The organism is Roseburia sp. AM51-8 (genome assembly GCF_003478275.1).
Taxonomy (GTDB): domain Bacteria; phylum Bacillota; class Clostridia; order Lachnospirales; family Lachnospiraceae; genus Pararoseburia; species Pararoseburia lenta.
The window spans coordinates 395,312-417,972 of sequence record NZ_QUEY01000003.1 but is presented as its reverse complement, the minus strand read 5'-3'; the positions used below and the strand labels follow the sequence as shown (position 1 = coordinate 417,972).

Annotated in this window: 15 protein-coding genes, 2 pseudogenes and 1 riboswitch; of the genes and pseudogenes, 16 read left to right on the top strand and 1 reads right to left on the bottom strand. The window is 47.7% G+C overall.

The features are described 5' to 3' along the window. Positions 1-112: 112 nt before the first annotated feature. From DW996_RS08740 to DW996_RS08700, 9 genes and pseudogenes are all read left to right on the top strand, one after another. The gene (locus DW996_RS08740; protein ID WP_118535448.1) at positions 113-1,387 is read left to right on the top strand and encodes a glucose-1-phosphate adenylyltransferase; all 1,275 of its coding nucleotides are present in this window, start codon (positions 113-115) and stop codon (positions 1,385-1,387) included. Continuing rightward, positions 1,384-2,523, top strand: coding sequence for a glucose-1-phosphate adenylyltransferase subunit GlgD (gene glgD / locus DW996_RS08735; RefSeq protein WP_118535447.1), 1,140 nt, complete (start codon positions 1,384-1,386; stop codon positions 2,521-2,523). The genes DW996_RS08740 and glgD overlap by 4 nt, the downstream gene beginning before the upstream one ends. A gap of 3 nt (positions 2,524-2,526) precedes the next feature. Then, positions 2,527-2,799 carry a septation regulator SpoVG gene (gene spoVG / locus DW996_RS08730; RefSeq protein ID WP_118281470.1) on the top strand — a complete coding sequence of 91 codons (273 nt, stop codon included), beginning with the start codon at positions 2,527-2,529 and terminating at the stop codon, positions 2,797-2,799. 156 nt (positions 2,800-2,955) lie between these two features. Further along, positions 2,956-3,534 carry an aminoacyl-tRNA hydrolase gene (gene pth, locus DW996_RS08725; protein WP_118535446.1) on the top strand — a complete coding sequence of 193 codons (579 nt, stop codon included), beginning with the start codon at positions 2,956-2,958 and terminating at the stop codon, positions 3,532-3,534. Further along, a pseudogene (gene mfd / locus DW996_RS14855) lies at positions 3,531-7,072 on the top strand (transcription-repair coupling factor). Before pth ends, mfd begins: the two are co-directional and overlap by 4 nt. A gap of 94 nt (positions 7,073-7,166) precedes the next feature. Further along, a complete protein-coding gene (locus tag DW996_RS08715; RefSeq protein ID WP_118281473.1) occupies positions 7,167-8,186 on the top strand; it encodes a peptidyl-prolyl cis-trans isomerase in 1,020 nt (339 codons plus the stop codon). Positions 8,187-8,247: 61 nt separating this feature from the next. Further along, a pseudogene (locus DW996_RS08710) lies at positions 8,248-9,983 on the top strand (ABC transporter ATP-binding protein). Positions 9,984-10,001: 18 nt separating this feature from the next. Further along, on the top strand, positions 10,002-11,756 hold the full coding sequence (locus tag DW996_RS08705; RefSeq protein ID WP_118535445.1) for an ABC transporter ATP-binding protein: 1,755 nt from the start codon (positions 10,002-10,004) through the stop codon (positions 11,754-11,756). Positions 11,757-11,879: 123 nt separating this feature from the next. Next, positions 11,880-13,172: a UDP-N-acetylglucosamine 1-carboxyvinyltransferase gene (locus DW996_RS08700; RefSeq protein ID WP_118281476.1), complete on the top strand. Its 1,293-nt coding sequence runs from the start codon at positions 11,880-11,882 to the stop codon at positions 13,170-13,172. Between the two features lie 74 nt (positions 13,173-13,246). Here the strand turns inward: DW996_RS08700 and DW996_RS08695 are convergent, their stop codons facing one another. Beyond that, positions 13,247-14,440 (bottom strand): HD-GYP domain-containing protein, encoded by a 1,194-nt coding sequence (locus DW996_RS08695; RefSeq protein ID WP_118535444.1) that lies wholly within the window; start codon positions 14,438-14,440, stop codon positions 13,247-13,249. Between the two features lie 292 nt (positions 14,441-14,732). After that, positions 14,733-14,832, top strand: a riboswitch (SAM riboswitch). Positions 14,833-14,937: 105 nt separating this feature from the next. Between DW996_RS08695 and metK the strand changes: the two genes are divergently transcribed. The 7 genes from metK to DW996_RS08660 all read left to right on the top strand — a co-directional run bounded on the left by metK (position 14,938) and on the right by DW996_RS08660 (position 22,628). Further along, on the top strand, positions 14,938-16,119 hold the full coding sequence (gene metK, locus DW996_RS08690; RefSeq protein WP_118281478.1) for a methionine adenosyltransferase: 1,182 nt from the start codon (positions 14,938-14,940) through the stop codon (positions 16,117-16,119). A 124-nt stretch (positions 16,120-16,243) separates the two neighbouring features. Further along, positions 16,244-17,371, top strand: a complete 1,128-nt coding sequence (locus tag DW996_RS08685; protein ID WP_118281479.1) for a sensor histidine kinase — start codon at positions 16,244-16,246, stop codon at positions 17,369-17,371. Next, complete coding sequence (locus DW996_RS08680) at positions 17,364-18,056, top strand: response regulator transcription factor (protein ID WP_118281480.1); 693 nt, start codon at positions 17,364-17,366, stop codon at positions 18,054-18,056. Before DW996_RS08685 ends, DW996_RS08680 begins: the two co-directional genes overlap by 8 nt. 53 nt (positions 18,057-18,109) lie before the next feature. Further along, positions 18,110-18,766, top strand: a complete 657-nt coding sequence (locus DW996_RS08675; RefSeq protein WP_118281481.1) for an RluA family pseudouridine synthase — start codon at positions 18,110-18,112, stop codon at positions 18,764-18,766. An 11-nt stretch (positions 18,767-18,777) separates the two neighbouring features. Continuing rightward, complete coding sequence (locus tag DW996_RS08670; protein ID WP_147403372.1) at positions 18,778-19,755, top strand: AI-2E family transporter; 978 nt, start codon at positions 18,778-18,780, stop codon at positions 19,753-19,755. 93 nt (positions 19,756-19,848) lie between these two features. Then, on the top strand, positions 19,849-21,288 hold the full coding sequence (gene proS / locus DW996_RS08665) for a proline--tRNA ligase (RefSeq protein ID WP_118535443.1): 1,440 nt from the start codon (positions 19,849-19,851) through the stop codon (positions 21,286-21,288). Next, positions 21,288-22,628 carry a CCA tRNA nucleotidyltransferase gene (locus tag DW996_RS08660; protein ID WP_118535442.1) on the top strand — a complete coding sequence of 447 codons (1,341 nt, stop codon included), beginning with the start codon at positions 21,288-21,290 and terminating at the stop codon, positions 22,626-22,628. The genes proS and DW996_RS08660 overlap by 1 nt, the downstream gene beginning before the upstream one ends. Positions 22,629-22,661 lie beyond the last annotated feature (33 nt).

The following is a 22,661-nucleotide window of genomic DNA, read 5'->3' as shown; positions in this document are numbered from 1 at the left end:
TTGCAGAAAAAATAGTCAATATGCTATACTTTATATACAAATTACACCTGTAGTTTAGGGAAGGCTATAAAGTGAGCTGACAGACATGAGGAAAGACGTGAGGTGACAGACTATGATTCGCAAAGAGATGATTGCCATGCTTCTGGCAGGTGGACAAGGAAGCAGATTAGGAGTGCTGACTTCTGACGTGGCAAAACCTGCGGTGTCCTTTGGGGGGAAGTACCGCATAATTGATTTTCCGCTGAGTAATTGTATCAATTCGGGGATTGATACCGTTGGTGTTTTGACCCAGTACCAGCCGTTGGTGCTGAATTCACATATCGGTATCGGTATTCCGTGGGATCTGGATCGTAACAATGGTGGCGTGGCAGTGCTGCCGCCATATGAGAGGAGCGATACGAGTGAATGGTACACAGGAACGGCAAACGCCATTTACCAGAACCTCAAATACATGGAGCGTTACAATCCGGAATATGTTCTGATCTTATCCGGCGATCATATTTACAAGATGGATTATGAGGCTATGCTGGATTTCCACAAGCAAAAGAATGCGGATGTGACGATCGCAGCCATACCGGTTCCTATGGAGGAGGCAAGCCGCTTTGGTGTTGTCTTGACGGACGAGGATAAGCAGATCACAGAGTTTGAGGAAAAGCCGGAGCATCCGAGAAGCAATCTGGCATCTATGGGTATCTACATATTTAGTTGGCCGGTCTTACGGGATTCTTTGATCGCCATGAAAGATCAGTGCAACTGTGATTTTGGCAAGCACATCATTCCTTATTGTCATGAGGGCGGCAAGCGACTGTTTGCATATGAATTTAATGATTATTGGAAAGATGTCGGAACACTTGGATCTTATTGGGAAGCCAATATGGAATTGATCGATCTGATCCCGGAGTTCAACTTATATGAAGAATATTGGAAAATCTACACCAAGCAGGACATCATCGAGCCACAGTACATTGCAAAGGATGCAGTGGTGGAACGCTCGATCATCGGTGCAGGAGCGCAGATTTACGGACAGGTATCCAACTGTGTGCTTGGTGCCGGCGTTACCGTAGAAGAGGGAGCCGTGTTAAAGGATTCCATCATCATGAAAAATACCTATATCGGTAAGGACGCCTATGTGGAAAAGGCGATCATCGCAGAGAACTGTACGATCGGTGAGGGCGATGAGATCGGTGTGGGAGAAGAAGCCGAGAGCAAGTTAAATGCAAAGATCTATGCCTTTGGACTGGCGACGATCGGGGAGCATTCTGTGATTCCGCCGCATGTAAAGATCGGAAAGAATACAGCCCTCAAGGGTAAGACAACAATGGACGATTATCCGGACGCAACACTTCCAAGCGGCGGATACATCATTAAGGCAGGTGAAACATCATGAAAGCATTAGGAATTATTTTAGCGGGCGGCAATAGCAGCAGAATGCAGAACCTTTCAGAAAAGAGAGCCATTTCTGCAATGTCGGTAGCATGCAGTTATCGCTGTATTGATTTTGTACTCAGTAACATGACCAATTCCAACATTCAGACGGTGGCAGTCCTGAGCCAGTATAATGCCCAGTCTTTGAATGAGCATCTCAATTCCTCTAAGTGGTGGAATTTTGGTAGAAAACAGGGAGGGCTTTTCCTCTTTACACCGACCGTCACCTCAGACAACTCTTGGTGGTATCGCGGCACGGCAGATGCTATGTGGCAGAATATTGATTTCCTCAAGAAACGCCATGAGCCATATGTAGTCATCGCCAGCGGTGATTGTGTATCCAAGATGGATTTCAATGAGATCCTGGAATATCACATCGCAAAGCAGTCAGACATTACCGTTGTCTGTGCAAAACTGCCGGAGTGGGAAGATCCAAAGCGTTTCGGCCTGGTCAAGCTGGATATGGAAGGCAGGATCATGGAGTTTGACGAAAAGCCTATGGTTGCAGACTCCGATATCGTATCTACCGGTGTTTATGTGATCCGTCGTAGAACCCTGATCGAGTTGTTAGAGCAGAGCAATGAGGAGGGACGTTACAATTTCGTTACCGATGTCTTGATCCGCCAGAAGGGCTTGAAAAAGATCTATGGATACATGCTGGACGGTTATTGGAGCAATATCGCATCTGTGGAGAGTTACTATCGCACCAATATGGACTTTTTGAAAAAGGATATCCGCGATTACTTCTTCCATCAGGAACCGCAGATCTACTCTAAGGCATATGATCTGCCGCCAGCCAAATACAATGCAGGCTCCAAGGTCAGCAACAGTCTGATCGCGAGTGGCTGTATCATTAACAGTACAGTGGAGGATTCCGTACTGTTCAAGAAAGTCTTTGTGGGCAACAACAGTGTCATCAAGAACTCCATCATTATGAATGGAGCCTATATCGGTGACAATGTATATATTGAGAATTGTATTGTGGAGAGTTCGGAGACCCTGCTGAGTGGCAGCAAGTATGTCGGTGAAGGTCAGATCAGGATCGTTTCCGAAAAGAAAAAACGTTACGAAGCACACCAGGCAAATGGGGAGGGGTAAGATATGCAGATTACAGATGTACGAATTCGTAAGATTGAAAAAGAAGGCAAGATGAAGGCTGTGGTATCCATTACGATCGACGAGGAATTTGTGATCCATGATATCAAGATCATTGAGGGCGAAAAAGGCATGTTTATCGCTATGCCAAGCCGCAAGACAGCTGAGGGCGAGTACAAAGACATTGCCCATCCGATCAAGTCCTCTACGAGAGAACTGATCCAGAATCTGATCTTGCAAAAGTACAACGAGGAGTTGTTACATAGCGAAGCAGTATAGAAGATCCGCATAGGAATGTATATGGGGATGAACGCAGGTCGAGGGCAGCCTTGACCTGCGTTTTTGTATTTTTGTCATCTTGCAATTTTTGGCACGGTCGGCTAAATTGTATATCAGTAGAAATCACGTTATCAGGCAGGAAATGAGGATGATCGTATGTATGTAATAGTTGGATTGGGAAATCCGGGAGATAAATATGCAAGAACCAGACATAATGTCGGCTTTGATGTCATAGACTTATTGGCAGAACAGAATGGTATTTCTGTGACGGAACGAAAACACAAAGCCCTGATCGGAAAGGGCAGGATCGCAGGACAGGCGGTCATTCTGGTCAAACCGCAGACCTTTATGAATTTAAGTGGCGAGAGTGTGGGCGATATCCTGCATTTTTACAAGTTGGATCCGGCACAGGATCTGATCGTGATCTCAGATGATGTGGCACTGGATCCGGGAACCTTGCGTATCCGCAAAAAAGGAAGTGCGGGCGGTCACAACGGTTTGAAGAATATCATCGCCCACTGTCATACCGAGGAATTTATGCGCGTGCGCATCGGTGTAGGCAAATTGCCGCCAAACGGAGATATGATCGCACATGTGCTGGGACGTTTTGCACCGGAGGACAGACGTCTGGTGGAATTGTCCTATGAGCGCGCGGCGCAGGCGATCGACTGTATCTTGTCGGAAGACGTGGATAAGGCGATGAGCCGCTATAATGGAAAAGTGGAAGTATCATGAAAACATTTTTAAAACCTTTTGAGGAGATGCCGCAGATCGAGGAACTGCGGGAACATCTAAAAAAAGATAAACGCATCTACGAGGTATCGGGGCTGATCGACAGTCTGAAACCGCATCTGATCTATGGCATCGGTTATGATGTGCCGATCAAACTGATCGTTACCTTTGACGAGATGCGGGCAAAGCAGATCTATGAGGGTTATCAGTTTTTTGATGAAAACACTCTGTATTATCCGGCAAGAGATCTGCTCTTTTATCAGTCGGACATTCACAGCAACGCTCTTACCAGAGAGCGTCTTTCTGTCGTACAGGCACTCATTGAGCATAGACCGGTCACGGTCGTAACGACTATGGATGCCCTGATGAACCGTGTGCCGCCCCTTTCCTCTTATGAACGGGGCATTTTTACCATTGATCTGGAAGAGACGGTGGATCTGGATGAAATGCGAAAGAAACTGGTCATGCTGGGCTATGAAAATGTGACCCAGGTGGAACATCCGGGAGAGTTTGCCGTGCGTGGAGGGATCGTGGATATCTTTCCTTTGACAGAAGAACATCCCATCCGTATGGAGTTGTGGGGCGATGAGATCGATTCGCTCCGTTATTTTGATGTCGCAACGCAAAAGTCCATCGACTCTGTAGAACATGTGACGGTCTATCCGGCGATGGAACTTGTGCTGACCCAGGAGGAGATCGAGACCGGTCTAAAGCATATGGAGGCGGATGCGGAAGAACTGTATCAGAAGTATCGCAGTCTGATGCGCACGGAAGAAGCACACCGGATCAAGACCGGTGTGGAACAACTGGCGACCGAGACCAGAGAATGGGGACTGGGGCTTGGTCTGGAGACACATCTGAATTACTTTGTCAGCCAGACGGAAAGTCTGCTTTCCTATTTTCCGCCGGAGACTCTGGTCTTTTTAGATGAACTGGTGCATCTGGACGAAAAGGGAAAGGTTATTGAACAGGAGTTTTCGGACAGTATGACCAGCCGTCTGGAAAAGGGCTACTGCCTGCCGGGACAACTGGAAATGCTGCTGACTACCAAGAGCGTCTTTGCTATGCTGCAAAAACATCCGGGTGTGGTCTTGTCAACTTTGGATAGCCGCGAGGGACTGCTTTCCATTGCAGGGCACACCGGCGTGCGTGCGGTCTCTGTGGGCGCCTACAACAATCAGTTTGAACTTCTGGTCAAAGACCTGAAAAGATTTAAAGACCGCAAATACCGTATCCTTTTGCTCAGCCCATCGCGGACCCGTGGTAATCATCTGGCAGAAAACCTCATGGATCAGGATCTGAATGCCTTTTTCTCGGAAGACTACGACCATGAAATCTATCCGGGTGAGATTATGGTATCTGTGGGAAATCTGGCGCGGGGCTATGAGTTCCCGGAGTCATCTTTTGTCATTTTGTCGGAGCAGGACATTTTTGGCAGCAGGGCACGGCGGAAAAAGAAGAAAACCCGCAAATATGAGGGTGAACAGATCGCCGGTCTGTCAGTCTGACGATTGGGGACTATGTTGTTCATGAAAATCATGGCTTGGGTATCTATCAGGGATTTGAAAAGATCGAAGTGGATAAGGTCGTCAAGGATTATATCAAGATTTCTTATGCCAAGGGCGGCAATCTCTATATTCCGGCGACCCAGTTGGATGCTATTCAAAAATACGGCAGCCAGGATGGCAAAAAGCCAAAATTAAATACACTGGGAACCCAGGACTGGGTCAACACCAAAAATCGTGTGCGTGCCGCAGTCGGCGTGGTTGCCAAGGAATTGGTGGATCTTTATGCCCTGCGCGAGCAGAATCAGGGCTATGTCTATGGACCGGATACCGTCTGGCAGCAGGAATTTGAGGAAACTTTCCCTTACGAGGAGACTGACGGACAGTTGGAGGCGATCGCGGCAGTCAAGCAGGACATGATGAGCAGCAAGATCATGGACCGCCTGATCTGTGGGGACGTCGGCTATGGCAAGACGGAGATCGCTATCCGTGCAGCCTTTAAGGCAGTGCAGGACGGCAAGCAGGTCGTTTATCTGGTGCCGACGACCATCCTGGCGCAGCAGCATTACAATACCTTTTTAAAGCGTATGTCCCACTATCCGGTCAATATTGGACTGCTTTGCCGTTTTGTCGGTGCAGCAGAACAGAAAAAGACGATCGAAGGTCTAAAGACCGGACAGATCGATATTGTCATCGGAACCCACCGCCTGCTCTCCAAAGATGTTTCCTATAAGGATCTGGGACTTTTGATCATTGACGAGGAACAGCGTTTTGGTGTCAACCACAAAGAGCAGATCAAGCAGATGAAAAAGACGGTCGACGTGCTCTCCTTATCAGCGACACCGATACCGCGAACCTTGCATATGAGCCTGATCGGCATCCGGGATATGAGTGTCTTGGAAGAGGCACCTATGGAGCGCCAGCCCATCCAGACTTTTGTTTTTGAATACAATGAAGAAATGATCCGGGAAGCCATCGTCCGTGAAATGGCGCGTGGCGGGCAGGTCTACTATGTCTTTAACCGGGTAAAGCAGATCGCGGATGTTGCGGCAAAGATCGAAGAACTGGTGCCGGAAGCCAATGTGGCATATGCGCATGGCAAGATGACGGAGAGCCGTCTGGAAAAGATCATGTATGGCTTTATCAATCAGGAGATCGATGTTCTGGTATCAACGACTATCATAGAGATCGGGTTGGATATTTCCAATGTCAATACTATTATCATCCATGATGCAGACCAGTTGGGACTGTCCCAGTTGTATCAGCTGCGCGGTCGTGTGGGAAGAAGTAATCGCAGTGCCTATGCATTTTTGATGTATAAAAGGGACAAAATGTTAAAAGAAGTGGCAGAGAAACGTCTGGCTGCCATCAAGGAATTTACGGATCTGGGAAGCGGCTTCAAGATCGCTATGCGGGATCTGGAGATCCGCGGGGCAGGCAACCTTCTGGGACAGGAACAGCACGGACACATGGCGGCGGTCGGCTATGACCTCTACTGTAAGATGCTGGGCGAGGCTGTGAAAAAAGAAAAAGGCGGCATGGTGGAGGAGCACTTTGACACGACGATCGATCTGGATATCGATGCCTATCTGCCGGAGACTTATGTTGTCAGTGAGGAACAGCGCCTGGATCTTTATAAGAGGATCGCACTCATCGATTCCGAGGAAGGACGCGATGAGATGTTAGATGAGTTGATCGACCGTTTCGGAGAACCATCCCGGTCTGTGCAAAACCTTTTGTTTATTGCCATGCTCCGTATGGAGGCTCACAAGGCATTTGTCACAGACATTGTACAAAGACCGGAGGAGATTGTTTTTACCCTCTTTGAACGCGCGGCGATCGATGCCAGCGGGATCCCGGCAGTCATTGAGAAGAATAAACCTTATGTGACCTTTACGGCGGATGCCAAACATCCGGCTTTCCATTATTTTTACAAGAAAAATTCAAGGATCAAGCCCAAGGATCTGCCGGATCTGGTCATGACATTTGTAAAAGAATTGCAGGGCTTGGCATTAAATCAAAAATCGGAGAATTAGGCGACACAAAATATTCAAAGGTTTAGAGGTTGCCCCTTACCTGCAAAATGGCTATAATAGCAAGGTAAGCCGAAAACAAGGAGATAAAGTCAGTATGAAAAAAAGAAATATTCTTGTTGCTGCAATGACGTTGACGCTTGCGGGAGCGACCCTGCTTTCCGGATGCGGTCTGAATGCAGATGCAACACTTGTAAATATCAATAAAGGAGAGGACAGCATATCACTGGGTTACGGCAATTTCGTTGCCAGATATACACAGTCCTTGTATGATGCCACATATTTACAGTATATGGGTACGGATATGTGGACAAAGGAAGATGATGGCACGACGCTTGAGGATAACGTCAAGAAAAATGTCATGAAGTCCATGAAGGAAGATTACCTCTTGGAACAGCATGCCTCTGATTATGATGTGACCCTTTCCGATGATGAGAAAAAGTCCATCAAAAAGGCAGCTAAGGCATTTATCAAGAACAATTCGGAAGATACACTGGACGCTATGACGGCGACCGAGGAGATCGTAGAAAAGTATCTGACTAATCAGACGATCGCATCCAAGGTATCCGAAGCCATCAAGGAGTCGGCAGATGTGACAGTGACCGAGGAGGAGGCTGCACAGCGCACGATCACTTATGCTTATTTCGGATCCGTGACTTATAAAGATTCCTCTGGCAATACCGGATATTATACCGATGACCAGAAAAAGGAATTAAAGGCAAAGGCAGAAGCCCTTACGACTTCAACCGATCTGGAGACAGACGGTGAGGCAGCGGGCGCGACCATCAAGACAGCATCCTACGGAAAGGATGACACTTCTTTGGATGAAGCCGTGATCGCAGCCGCAGATGCTCTTTCCGAGGGACAGATCTCATCTGTTGTAGATGTAGGAAACGATGGTTACTATGTCATCCGCTTAGATAGCGCGTATGATGAAGAAGCAACCCAAAAAGCGATGACAACGCTTGAGGAGAAAAAGCGCAGTGACTATTTAGAGTCTGTCTTGAAGGGCTGGAAAAAGGAAATTACCTGGACGACCGATAAGAAGCAATGGAAGAAAGTACAGTTCGATACTTTCTTTGAAAAGGTAACGGCAGCAGACACAACGGCAGAATAATGACAGGCAAAAGCAAGGCGCAGTCCTTGCTTTTTGCTTTTTTTGAAGTAAGGGATAGAAAATGAAGTTCTTGGGAAAATATTTAAAAGATTATAAAAAAGAAAGTATATTTGCACCGCTCTTTAAGATGCTGGAGGCAATTTTTGAACTCCTGGTTCCGCTGGTAATGGCATCCATTATCGACGTAGGAATCGCAAACCGGGATAGGGACTATGTGATCCATATGTGCCTGCTTTTGATCTTGTTTGCCATCTTGGGCCTGGCATTTGCCATCACGGCACAGTATTTTGCGGCAAAAGCAGCCATCTACACGGCTTCTAAGATGCGTGCAGATCTTTTTCACCGCATCATGGATATGTCAGCGGCAAGCCATGGCCGTGTGGGAACATCGGCACTTACAACACGTATCACATCGGATATCAACCAGATACAGAGTGGTATCAATATGTTCCTGCGTCTTTTCCTGCGCTCTCCGTTTATCGTGTTTGGTGCGATGATCATGGCACTGATCGTTGATGTCAAGTCGACCCTGATCTTTGTGATCGTGATCGCCCTCTTAGGCTGGTCGTCTATGGTATCACCAAGTCGACCCTGCCGATCTTTAGCCGGATCCAAAAGAAGATGGAACGCGTCTTTTTGGCAGTCGGTGAAAACTTAGAGGGAGCCCGTGTGATCCGTGCCTTTGGTAATCAGGAACAGCAGAAGCAGGCATTTGGGACGCAGACAGAAGACCTGTATGCCGACCAGATGCGTGCCAGCAAGGTTTCTGCACTTCTGAACCCGATCACCTATGTGATCGTCAATCTTGGTGTTGTGGCAGTCATCTGGTTTGGCTCTACCCAGGTCGATATGGGGATCCTTGCCAAGGGACAGGTCGTAGCACTTGTCAACTACATGTCACAGATTTTGGTAGAACTGATCAAACTGGCAAACCTGATCGTGGTACTTATGCGTGCCTACGCTTCGGTTACCAGAGTGGAGCAGATCATGGAAATGCCATATGATGAGCGGACTTATGTGACAGAGACACAAAAGGCATCAGAGGCGGATGCAGTATCTTATGAGCAGGTATCCTTTGCTTATCCACAGGCGGGCGAGATGGCGATCCGGGATATTGATTTTAAGGTGCCGGATCATGGAACCGTTGGTATCATCGGCGGCACCGGCTCCGGTAAGTCTACCGTTTTGCACCTGCTCAACCATATGTATGATGCCAGCAAGGGAAAAGTATTGATCTACGGCAAGGATGTACGCAGTTACAAGGAAAAAGAACTGACAAAGATCGTAGGTTTGGTACCGCAGCGCGGTGTGCTTTTCCATGGAAGCATCCGGGACAATATCCGTTTCGGACGGGAGGATATTACAGATGATATGATCGCGACAGCCGTCCATGCAGCCCAGGCAGACAACGTCATCGAAAGCAAAGAGCATGGTCTGGATGAGGAGATCCTACAGGATGCCAGAAATCTTTCCGGCGGACAGAGACAGAGACTGACGATTGCCAGAGCCCTGGCGGGACAGCCGAAGATCCTGGTCCTGGACGATTCGGCTTCTGCACTGGATGTGGCAACGGACGCAGCACTGCGCAAGGCGATCCGCGGGCTGCCTTGGCATCCGACGACCTTTATCGTATCGCAGCGTGCTTCCTCTGTGATGGAAGCGGATCAGATCTTAGTCATGGAAGATGGCTGTATCGTAGGCAAGGGCAAACACGAAGACCTGTTGCGGGACAATGCCATTTATCAGGAAATATACTATTCACAGTTTCCAAAAGACGAAAAAGAGCAAAACTCGTAAGAGGAAGGGTCAGCAATCATGAGTACAAAAAATGAAATCAAACAATCTCAAGTAATCAAACGTGTTCTGGTGGAATTAAAGACCTACCGTTTACAGATCGTTCTCAGCCTGATCTGTGCGATACTGACAGTCATCTTCACCCTGCTGGTTCCGGTACTTACGGGAAAGGCGGTCGATTGTATGATCGGCAGCGGGCAGATCCAATGGGATGGACTGTATCAGATTTTAGAAAAGATGGCACTGGCGATCGTGGGTACTTGCTTTTTCCAGTGGCTTATGAACCGTATCAATAATTACATTACCTATGACATTACGAAAAACATGCGGCAAAAGGCTTTCGAGAAGATGTTAGTCATGCCGATCAAAAATATTGATTCCCATTCCCATGGTGATTATATGAGTCGTATCGCTACGGATGCGGATGTCTTTTCCGATGGTCTTTTGATGGGATTTACCCAGTTGTTTACCGGTGTACTGACCATTCTGGGAACGATCTTTTTTATGGTGCGTGTCAGCCTGCCGATCGCATTGGTAGTTATTGTCCTGACTCCGGTATCCCTTCTGGTGGCAAAGTTTGTCGCAAGCAGGACTTATGCTATGTTCCAGTTGCAGGCGAAGCACCGCGGCGAACAGACTGCATATGCAGATGAAATGATCGAAAACCAGTCGGTTGTATCTGCTTTTTCTTATAATGAGAAGGCAAAAGAGGAATTTGATGTCTTGAATGACCGCCTGGCAGACAGTTCCTTAAAGGCGACTTTTTATTCTTCCATCACCAACCCGACAACACGTTTTGTCAACAGTCTGATCTACAGTGGTGTGGGTGTCGCAGGTGCCATTCTTGCGATCTTCGGCGGCATCACGGTCGGTGGACTGACCAGTTTCTTAGGCTATGCAAGCCAGTATGCCAAGCCTTTCAATGAAATCTCCGGCGTTGTCACGGAATTACAGAACGCCATTGCCTGCGCAGCGCGTATTTTTGAGATCATTGATGCACCGGCAGTGGAGGAGAGCCGGGAAAATCATCTGTCGGATGTGGAAGGAAAGATCGTATTTGAGGATGTGGCGTTTTCCTATGATCCGAGCAAACCGCTCATTGAGCACTTAAATCTGACCGTAGAGCCGGGACAGCGTATTGCCATTGTCGGACCGACCGGAAGCGGTAAGACGACGCTTATCAACCTGCTTATGCGCTTCTATGATACGACACATGGCAAGATCACCATTGATGGTGTCGATATCCGGTCTATCTCGCGTGCCAACCTGCGTGAAAAATTCGGCATGGTTTTACAGGAGACCTGGCTGAAAGAGGGCACTATCCGGGAAAACCTTTTGTTTGCCAACCCGGATGCGACAGAAGAAGAGATGGTGCAGGCAGCCAGAACTTCCCATGCGCATGAATTTATCAAACGTTTGCCAAATGGGTATGATACTTATATCAAGGGCGATGACGGCAGTCTTTCGCAGGGAGAAAAGCAACTTCTTTGTATTGCCCGCCTGATGCTGGCATTGCCGCCTATGCTGATCTTGGATGAGGCGACATCTTCCATTGATACGCGTACGGAGATGAAGATACAGGAGGCTTTCCAGACCATGATGGAAGGCAGAACAACCTTTGTCGTAGCACACAGACTTTCCACGATCCGCGAAGCAGATGTGATCCTCTATATGCAGGACGGTAAGGTCTTAGAACAGGGAAATCATCAGGAATTGTTGGAGAAGAACGGATATTATGCGAAATTGTATCGCAGTCAGTTTGTATGTGGCAAATAGATTGACTTTTTCAAGTGACGCAAGATTTACTGGTGCATATGATGTAGTATGTGCTATAATGTCTTTTATCAATGGGTAAATATAGGCGAGAGCCTTTGGAATAAATGAGTAACGAGGTGTTATATGGAACAATTCGTAATCAAGGGGGGAAATCCGATCGTAGGGGAAGTAGAGATCGGTGGTGCCAAGAATGCAGCGCTCGCAATTCTTGCAGCGTCCATTATGACGGATGAGACAGTGACCATAGATAATCTGCCGGATGTGCGGGATATCAACATCATGCTGGATGCTTTGAGCGATATCGGCGCAGTGGTAGAGCGCGTAGACCGACACACAGCGCGCATCAACGGATCAACCATCGGACAGTTGAACGTAGATTATGAATACATCAAAAAGATCCGTGCTTCCTATTATCTTCTGGGAGCCTTACTTGGAAAATACAAAAGAGCAGAAGTAGCATTGCCGGGTGGCTGCGTGATCGGCAGCCGACCGATCGACCTGCATGTCAAAGGATTCAAGGCACTGGGCGCTGATGTGGACATCAGTTATGGCTTGATCTCTGCAAAGGCAGACCATCTGGTAGGCAGCCATATCTACATGGATAAGGTATCTGTCGGTGCTACGATCAATGTACTTATGGCAGCGGCACTTGCCGAGGGCAAGACCGTGATCGAAAATGCCGCTAAGGAGCCGCATGTCGTAGATGTTGCCAACTTCTTAAACAGCATGGGTGCCAATATACGTGGTGCAGGTACGGATGTGATCCGTATCGTAGGTGTGGAAAAGTTACACAAGACATCTTATTCTGTCATTCCGGATCAGATCGAGGCGGGAACCTTTATGTGCGCGGCAGCAGCGACCAAGGGTGATGTCCTGATCAAAAATGTTATTCCAAAGCATTTGGAAGCTACATCTGCCAAGTTGATCGAGGCAGGCTGTATGATCGAGGAATTTGATGATGCTGTTCGTATTGTTGCCAACAAGGGCTTGACTCATACCCAGATCACGACGCTTCCGTATCCGGGATTTCCGACAGATATGCAGCCGCAGATGACGGTTGTGCTTGGTATGGCGGATGGTACGTCTACCGTTACCGAGAGCATTTTTGAGAACCGCTTCAAGTACGTGGATGAACTTTCCCGCATGGGAGCAGATATCAAGGTGGAGAGCAATATTGCCATTATCCGTGGCATTAAGGAATACACAGGTGCGCGCGTGAGTGCACCGGATCTGCGTGCAGGTGCAGCCCTTGTGATCGCCGGGCTTGCAGCAGATGGCATTACCATCGTGGAAGATATTCATTTCATCCAGCGCGGTTATGAGGATTTCGAGATCAAGTTGCGCAGTCTGGGCGCACAGATCGAACGGACAAATTGCGAAAAAGAGATCCAGAAGTTTATGCTTCGGGTTTCCTAGATCAAAAGATAAAAAGACGGCTATCTTTGTCATGTATGTGATAAAGATAGCCGTTTTTGATTTTATAAGAAATGTTAAAGGATTGCCTTGATGAACAGATCCTTGTTGGCAGACTGGGATAAGTCAATCAAGCCATGCTCGACAGTGTCGACGATCGGACGGGATAAGGTATTTTTGTTGAGATACACGATCTGTCCGGCGGTGCCGTCACTTAGAAGGACACGGCTGTTGTTGTAGCAGGCTGCCACACGCTGCAAAAAGGTAAAGATGACTTTTGGGTTGTACTTCTGGAAACCGTCATCTTCAAAAGCGGCAATGACCTGAAAAGCACATTTGGGAGCACGGTAAGAGCGTGCTGCCGTCATGGCATCATATACATCAGCGATGGCAACGATGGAAGCAAAAGTATCGATTTCATCGGATTCCAGACCGCGTGGATAACCGGATCCGTCATAACGTTCGTGATGTTGTAAGGCTGCCAACTTGATACGAAGATCCAGGTCGGTGTCCTTTAAGATCTTGTGTCCCAGTTTGGCATGGGAACGGATGATGTCAAATTCCTCATCGGTCAGTTTGCCCTGTTTATTTAAGATCTCAGAAGGGATCTGGGTCTTGCCGATATCATGTAAAAGCCCTGCCAAGGTCAGGGTGTTCAAATCTTCCTTGGAGAACTGCATCCATTTACCGATGGCTCTGGAGATCAAAGCGACATTCAAAGAATGGGCGTAGACGGAATCATCGACAGAACGCATGGTATGTATCATGTCAAAAAGTTCCAAGGAAGTCTTGGAAGCAAATAAGGATGCTGCCTCGGACAGAAGATGGTCACATGCACCGTCAACCTGTCCTGCAATGATGAGATCAAAATCCTCTTTCAGAGAGATCATATTGCGTGTATAAGAGGTCTGAAATGCCTGAAACTGCGGCGTAGACTGTATGCGCTGTCTATGCGACGTTGTCTCGAGCGGATGGACCTGCGGGTGCGGAGTCTCTGTCTTTTGCTCTGTGACCGGTTTTGCGACCGGCTTTTGGGCAGGAGCCTCCGGCTTTGGCTCGGCAACTTCCAGTGTGACTGCCTGTTCGCGGATCTCCTGTGGGATCGAATTTTCATCGATCATAACGGTCTGGATCCGGTAAAAGGATAACTTGGCGATCAACTGTGATGTCAGACTGGCCCCGGCAGATGCGATGGTCTGTCCTCTTTTTGTAACGATCGGCTTGGCAACGACCATGCCGGCTTGTAATCGGTTTACGCTTACTTTTATCATATTATGTTCTTCCCCCAAAGGTGTGTAATTGCTTCGTAAATGAAAGAAAATTATACACACAGAAATATTATATATGTAATATCTCCCATCTGGCAATAGTTTTCTGACGATTTGCGTCGAAAGCCAAAGAAAAATGCCAAAATGGGCAAATATATACAGATTGCGGGGTAAGACTAGGGGACGACTACAAAATGCAGGAATTGTATAGGGGGATTTCTTGACAAATACCCATATGGGGTGTAAAGTCATCACTGATGAAAGTCACAGATTTGAAAATTCCATATCGTATTTTCTCTTATTCAGAGTGGCGGAGATACATAGGATCGATGAAACCACGGCAACCCCGGAAGATGGAAGGTGCCTACCTGAGCGAGTAACTCGAACAATAAGGGATTTGATTATCTTAGACAATTAAATCCGCTTATGGCGGATTTTTTTAATGCTTCTTTTAAGGCGTTAAAAAGGAACCAAAGGGTAATACAGAAAGGAAGAAGAAAATGGAAAAATTATTATTTACTTCAGAGTCTGTTACAGAAGGACATCCGGACAAGGTCTGTGATGCTGTATCAGATGCAATCTTAGATGCTTGTATGGAACAGGATCCGATGAGCCGTGTTGCCTGCGAGACAGCAGCATGTACCGGATTTGTACTTGTAACAGGCGAGATAACCACAAAGGCACAACTTGATATTCCTGCAATCGTTCGTAAGACGGTTCTTGATATCGGTTATGATGATGGTAAGAAGGGTATCGATGGCAATTCCTGTGCTGTTATGGTTGCATTAGACCAGCAGTCAGCAGATATTGCTATGGGTGTTGATAAGGCTTTAGAGGCAAAGAAGGGTTCTTTGACAGATGATCTGGATACCGGTGCCGGAGATCAGGGTATGATGTTTGGTTATGCTACCAACGAGACAGAAGATTACATGCCTTATCCGATTTCTTTGGCTCATAAGTTGGCACTTCAACTTACTAAGGTACGTAAAGATGGTACACTTTCTTACTTAAGACCAGACGGAAAGACACAGGTTTCTGTAGAATATGATGAGGCAGGTAAGCCAAAGAGACTTGAGGCTGTTGTTCTTTCTACACAGCATGACGAAGATGTAACACAAGAACAGATCCATGAAGACATCAAGAAATATGTCTTTGACCCGATCCTGCCGGCTGAACTGGTAGATGATGAGACAAAGTTCTTTATCAACCCGACCGGACGTTTCGTTATCGGTGGACCTCACGGTGATGCAGGTCTTACCGGACGTAAGATCATCGTAGATACCTACGGTGGAATGGCTCGTCACGGCGGCGGTGCTTTCTCCGGAAAGGACTGCACAAAGGTTGACCGTTCCGCAGCATATGCAGCACGTTACGTTGCAAAGAACATCGTTGCAGCAGGTCTGGCTGACAGGTGCGAGATCCAGTTGTCTTATGCGATCGGTGTTGCACAGCCTACATCTATCATGGTAGATACTTTCGGTACAGGCAAGTTATCTGATGAGAAGTTAGTTGAGATCGTTCGTAATCATTTCGATCTTCGTCCGGCTGGTATCATCAAGATGCTGGATCTGAGAAGACCGATCTACAAGCAGACAGCAGCATACGGTCACTTTGGACGTAATGATCTGAACCTTCCTTGGGAAGCTTTAGACAAAGTTGAGGATTTGAAAAAATATCTTTAAGATTCTAAAAAAAGTATAAAACTTTGATGGAATGCTTTTTTTGAGGGGATGAAGTGATATAATGAAGTCGTGGGATGAATGAGACATCCCACGACTTTTTTCTATATAAAGGATGGAATGGTTTATGAAGTTACGGACGCGACTTGTCATATCCTTTTGCATTATCATATTTGTACCGATTATCATGGCAGCCATAGGGCTATATGCCATCAACACGATCTTGCCAACGCTGAACATCCAATGGTCCAGTACCAGTTATGAGTATATCGCCCATTTGCCGGATTTTAAGAATCTGGTGGTCGATGTTATGATCTCTGTGATCCTGATCCTCTTTTTTACAGCGGCGATCTTAGTGATCTGGACATACAGCGGTATCATTTCCCGTCTGCGCCAACTCAATAAGGCGGCAGAGAATATCCGGGACGGCAATCTGGATTTTTCCATTGATACCAAGGGACATGATGAGATCAGTGAACTCAGTGAGAGTTTTGAGGCCATGCGCAAGCGCTTGCAGATGAATGCGCAGGAGAAACTGGATGCGGAGCAGGAACACCGTATGCTGATCTCAAATATCGCCCATGACCTAAAGACGCCGATCACGGCGATCAAGGGTTATTCGGAGGGGATTTTAGATGGGGTGGCGGACACACCGGAGAAGCAGGAACGCTATCTAAAGACCATCTACAACAAGGCAAATGAGATGAACACCCTCATCAATGAACTGACCTTATACAGCAATATCGATACCAATAAGATCCCATACAATTTCCACAAACTAAACGTCAAGGACTACTTCACCGACTGTATGGAAGAGTTGGAAATGGATCTGGAAAATCAGCACATGCAGCTGACTTTCTTTAATTATGTAGATGAAGATACCCTGATGATCGCTGACCCGGAGCAGCTTGGCAGGGTCATCCACAATATCATCGGCAATGCCATCAAGTATATGCGGGCAGAGGAGCCGTCCTTTATCAGTATGCGGATCAAGGATGTGGGCGACTTTATCCAGGTCGAGATCGAGGACAACGGCAAGGGTATTTCCAACAAAGACCTGCCATATATTTTTGACCGCTTTTACCGGGCAGATGCTTCGCGCAATTCTGCGGCAGGCGGAAGCGGTATCGGACTTTCCATTGTCAAAAAGATCATTGAGGATCATGGTGGAAAAATCTGGGCAACCAGCAAAGAGAATGTAGGTACAGTCATGTACTTTGTTTTACGAAAATATCAGGAGGTACCAAATGAGTAGAGTACTTATTATCGAGGATGAACTAGCGATCGCGGAACTGGAAAAGGACTATCTGGAGTTATCGGATTTTGAGGTCGTGATCGAGGAGAATGGCGTCAAGGGATGCGAGCGTGCCCTAGCAGAAGATTTTGATATCTTTGTGCTGGATCTCATGCTGCCGGATATGGATGGCTTTGAGATCTGCCGCAGGATCCGTCAGGTCAAGAATACGCCGATCCTTATGGTTTCTGCCAAGAAAGAGGATATCGACAAGATCCGTGGATTGGGACTTGGAGCGGATGACTATATCACCAAGCCGTTTTCACCGAGCGAATTAGTTGCAAGGGTAAAGGCTCATCTGGCACGCTATGACCGTCTGGTGGGCAGCAATCAGCAGACCCAGGGCGATACCTTCCAGATCCGTGATATCAAGATCGACAAGTCGGCAAGACGTGTATGGATCCGGGGCGAGGAAACACAGTTTACGACCAAGGAGTTCGAACTTCTGGCATTTCTGGCAGAGCATCCAAATCATGTCTTTAGCAAGCAGGAATTGTTCAAGGAGATCTGGGATATGGATTCGGTCGGAGACATCGCGACGGTCACCGTTCATATCAAGAAGATCCGTGAAAAGATAGAATTGAATACCAATAAACCACAATACATCGAGACGATCTGGGGCGTGGGATATCGGTTCAAGGTATAAAGAAAGCGCAGCCGCCTATGGGGGCATAGCGGCTTGGCGCGGAAGGAGAAAGTATGGAGTTAGAGGTATTATTTGAGGATGAGGATGTGCTGGTCTGCTATAAGCCGGCAGGGGTCGCAACGCAGACCGCCAAGATGACAGAGCCGGATATGGTCAGCATGATCCGCAATTATCGTGTGGCAAAGGGCGAGAGCGACTATGTAGGGGTGATCCACCGTCTGGATCAGCCGGTCGAGGGAGTATTGGTCTTTGCAAAAAATGCGGCGGCGGCAGCCATTCTTGGCAAAGAATTAAAGGCAAGGCAGTTTGCCAAATATTATTACGCCATCGTGACCAGAGAGAATATACCGGAGACAGGCGTTTTGGAAGATTATGTTGTAAAAGATGGGAGAAAGAACCGTGCCATGGTGGTTACGGAAAGTAACCCAAGGGCAAAGAAAGCGCGCCTTTCCTATGAAGTGGTCAAGCGTCTGGATGATCGCAGCCTCTTGGATATCCATCTGGATACCGGTCGTTTCCACCAGATCCGCGTACAACTGGCAAGCCGTACGGCACCGATCTTAGGCGATGTCAAATACGGTGGCAGCCGTACCGGAGAACCGCTTTGTCTCTGCTCCTACCGCCTGCAGTTTACGCATCCGGTCAGCGAGGAGGGCATGGATTTTTCCATCAAGCCTCGTGGCAGAGAGTTCGGTGACTTTTTTGCATAAAAAGGAAGAATTTGCTACATACTGATCCTATGGAGCAGAATTATCATTTTATCAGAAATACAATTAAACTACTGGGAATCACCCTCTTGGTATATGCCTTTATGAAGTGGCTGCTGCCGATGGTGCTTCCCTTTTTTGTAGCCTTTTATCTGGCGGGCGCTTTTCGGCGGTCGGCATGCAGGAAAAAAGAGCATAAGACTCTTCTGATCCTGCGCAATCTCTTGATCGTGGGCGGTGTCTGCCTGCTGCTCTGGTATCTGGTAAAGGAATTTATGGATCTGTGGGGGCGGCGGGAAGAACTCTTGTATTGGGAGGGGGCAAAGGAGTCCGGTCTGTTCGGGGAAGCCTACGAAAAACTCATGGCAAAATTTAACACAGAACAGATGCTTGACCATTTTGTAGACAACGTGGCGTCACCTTTCGGCGGCATGCAGGATACCTTGGGCGGCATGGTGGCTCTGGCGGTGACCTTGGTGGCGACCATCCTTATGACCAAGGATTATGCCCTTTTACAGGAGCAGATTAAAAAGAATACCTTCGGGCAGGTGGTTGTGTCTCTGGCAAAAGATCTGTCCGTGGTAGGCGGCGATTATCTGCGCGCCCAGGGGATCATCATGCTGATCATCACGGCGATCTGTATTGTTGCCCTGCTCTTGACGGGCAACCCCTATGCGGTTTTGGTGGGCGTTTTTATCGGTTTTTGTGATGCCCTGCCTTTTATCGGAACATCACTGATCTTTTTGCCCTGGGCGGTCGTCATGTTCCTGCAAAAGAAGATCGGGCTTGGCATCTATTATCTTTTTTTGGCAGGGGGCACCAGCCTGCTCCGTCAGTATCTGGAACCAAAACTCATCGGCAGGAGCGTCGGTGCTGATCCTCTCATTGTTCTGGCATGTATTTATCTGGGACTGGAGATCTATGGGATCTGGGGTGTGATCTTAGGACCGGCAAGTGCATTTTTGATCTGGGAGATTTACCGTTTTACCTAAAAAATAAGGCAAAGTCCGCTGATGTCAAGCCTTGACAAGACTTGTGGATTTTTTTAGAATAAATGGTATTGATGAAAGATGAAGGAGGCCATGATGGCAAAGGATAAAAAATTAGTAGAAGCCATTACATCTATGGATGTTGACTTCGCACAGTGGTATACGGATGTTGTAAAAAAAGCAGAATTGATGGGCTATTCCAGTGTCAAGGGATGTATGATCTTCAAACCTGCCGGTTATGCGATCTGGGAGAATATCCAGCATGAACTGGATCGTAGATTTAAGGAGACGGGTGTAGAGAATGTCTACATGCCAATGTTCATCCCGGAGAGTCTGTTAGAGAGAGAAAAGGATCATGTCGAGGGATTTGCACCGGAAGTTGCATGGGTCACCTATGGAGGACTCAATCCATTACAGGAAAGACTTTGTGTCAGACCGACCTCAGAGACTTTGTTCTGCGATTTCTATAAGGATGAGATCCAGTCATACAGAGACCTGCCAAAGGTATATAACCAGTGGTGCTCTGTTGTCCGTTGGGAAAAGGAGACCAGACCTTTCCTTCGTTCCAGAGAGTTCTTGTGGCAGGAAGGTCACACAGCACATGCAACAGCAGAGGAGGCTGAGGAGCGTACACAGCAGATGCTGAACCTCTATGCAGACTTCTGTGAAGAAGTTCTGGCTATGCCGGTCATCCGCGGACGTAAGACAGACAAGGAAAAGTTCGCAGGTGCAGAGGCAACTTATACGATCGAGGCACTCATGCATGACGGCAAGGCTTTACAGTCCGGTACCAGCCACAACTTTGGGGATGGTTTTGCCAAGGCATTTGAGATCCAATATACCGATAAGGACAACCAGTTAAAGTATGTACATCAGACTTCCTGGGGTATGACCACCCGTCTGATCGGTGCTATCATCATGGTACATGGGGATGATTCCGGTCTGGTACTGCCACCAAGGATTGCTCCGGTTCAGGTGGATGTCATTCCAATCATGCAGAATAAAGAAGGCGTGCTGGATAAGGCACACGAAGTATTGGATACCTTGCGTGCAGCAGGACTCCGTGCCAAGTTAGATGATACGGACAAGTCTCCGGGATGGAAGTTCTCTGAGCAGGAGATGCGCGGTATTCCGGTAAGAGTAGAGATGGGACCTCGTGATATCGAGGCAAATCAGGCGATCCTTGTTCGGCGTGATACCAGAGAAAAGATTACGGTATCTCTGGATACATTGGCAGAAAAGATCACAGAGATCTTGGATACCATGCAAACAGAGATGTTAGAGCGTGCAAGAGCACACAGAGATGCGCATACCTACGACGCACACAACTACGAGGAGTTCAAGGACATCGTAGCCAACAAGCCGGGATTTATCCGCGGAATGTGGTGTGGTGAGCAGGCTTGTGAAGACAAGATCAAAGAAGAGACAACAGCGACCAGCAGATGTATGCCATTTACACAGGAAAAGATTTCAGATGTCTGTGTATGTTGTGGAAAACCGGCTAAGAAGTTAGTTTATTGGGGCAAAGCATATTAATGAAGATCGTATTACCACAGGACGTAATCACAATTATAGATCGTTTGGAAAGTTGCGGACACGAAGCCTACGCGGTAGGTGGCTGTGTCCGCGACAGCATTTTAGGGAAAGAACCGGCGGATTGGGATATCACGACCTCGGCATCCCCCCAGGAAGTCAAGGACTTGTTTTCCCATACCATCGATACCGGTATTGCACACGGGACTGTGACGATCATGTGTGGAAAGACCGGCTATGAGGTGACGACCTATCGCATTGACGGCGAATACAAGGACGGCAGACACCCAGAGAGTGTCGCCTTTACCAATCTCTTATCCGAAGATCTCAAGCGGCGCGATTTTACCATCAATGCCATGGCTTACAATGACAGTCAGGGCTTGGTAGATCTCTTTGACGGCGTGGGCGATCTGAAACGTGGTCTTATACGCTGTGTGGGATGTGCGAGTGAGCGATTTTCTGAGGATGCCCTGCGGATGCTCCGTGCCGTGCGTTTTGCAGCACAGTTGGGATTTACGATCGAGCGACAGACCTACGAAGCGATCTGCACTCTGGCATCGACCATTGCCAAGGTGAGTACAGAGCGCATTATGGTAGAACTGGTCAAACTATTAACATCAGACCACCCGGAGGAGATGCGGGCTGTCTATGAGAGTGGACTCAGCCGCGTATTTCTGCCGGAGTTTGATGCAATGATGCAGACACCCCAGCATACCATCCACCATCAGTATTCGGTGGGAGAACATACCATACATGCCATCATGGGGGTTCCGCCAGACCGTATCTTACGACTGACCATGCTTTTTCATGATATCGGAAAGCCCCAGTGCCGTACGACCGATGCGGATGGCATCGATCATTTCCACGGACACCCGGAAGTGGGGGCGGAGATGACAGGGCAGATTTTGCACCGACTCAAGTTTGATAATGATACGATCCGCGCGGTCAAGCGCCTGGTCCGTTTTCATGATCTGCGTCCGGCGCTGACCAAAAAGAGCATCCGGCGCAGTATGGTAAAGATGGGGCTGGAATGTTTCCCACAGATTTTTACGGTCAAGCGTGCAGACGCTCTGGCGCAGAGTACCTATATGCGGGCGGAAAAATTAGAGGCGATCGACCGTTTTGAAGAACTCTACGAGGAGATCTTAGCAGACCATGCCTGCATACAGAAAAAGGATCTAGCTATCAACGGCAAGGAACTTTTGGCATTGGGTCTGCCACAGGGAAAACAGATCGGTCAGGTCCTGGATAAACTTTTTGCCAAGGTGGTCGAAGACCCGGCATGTAATACCAAAGAGATCCTGCTTGCAGAGGCAAGAAAAGAGTTGGAACAGCAGGGATAGATAGGTATAATCTGAAGGATTCCTTCATAAGAT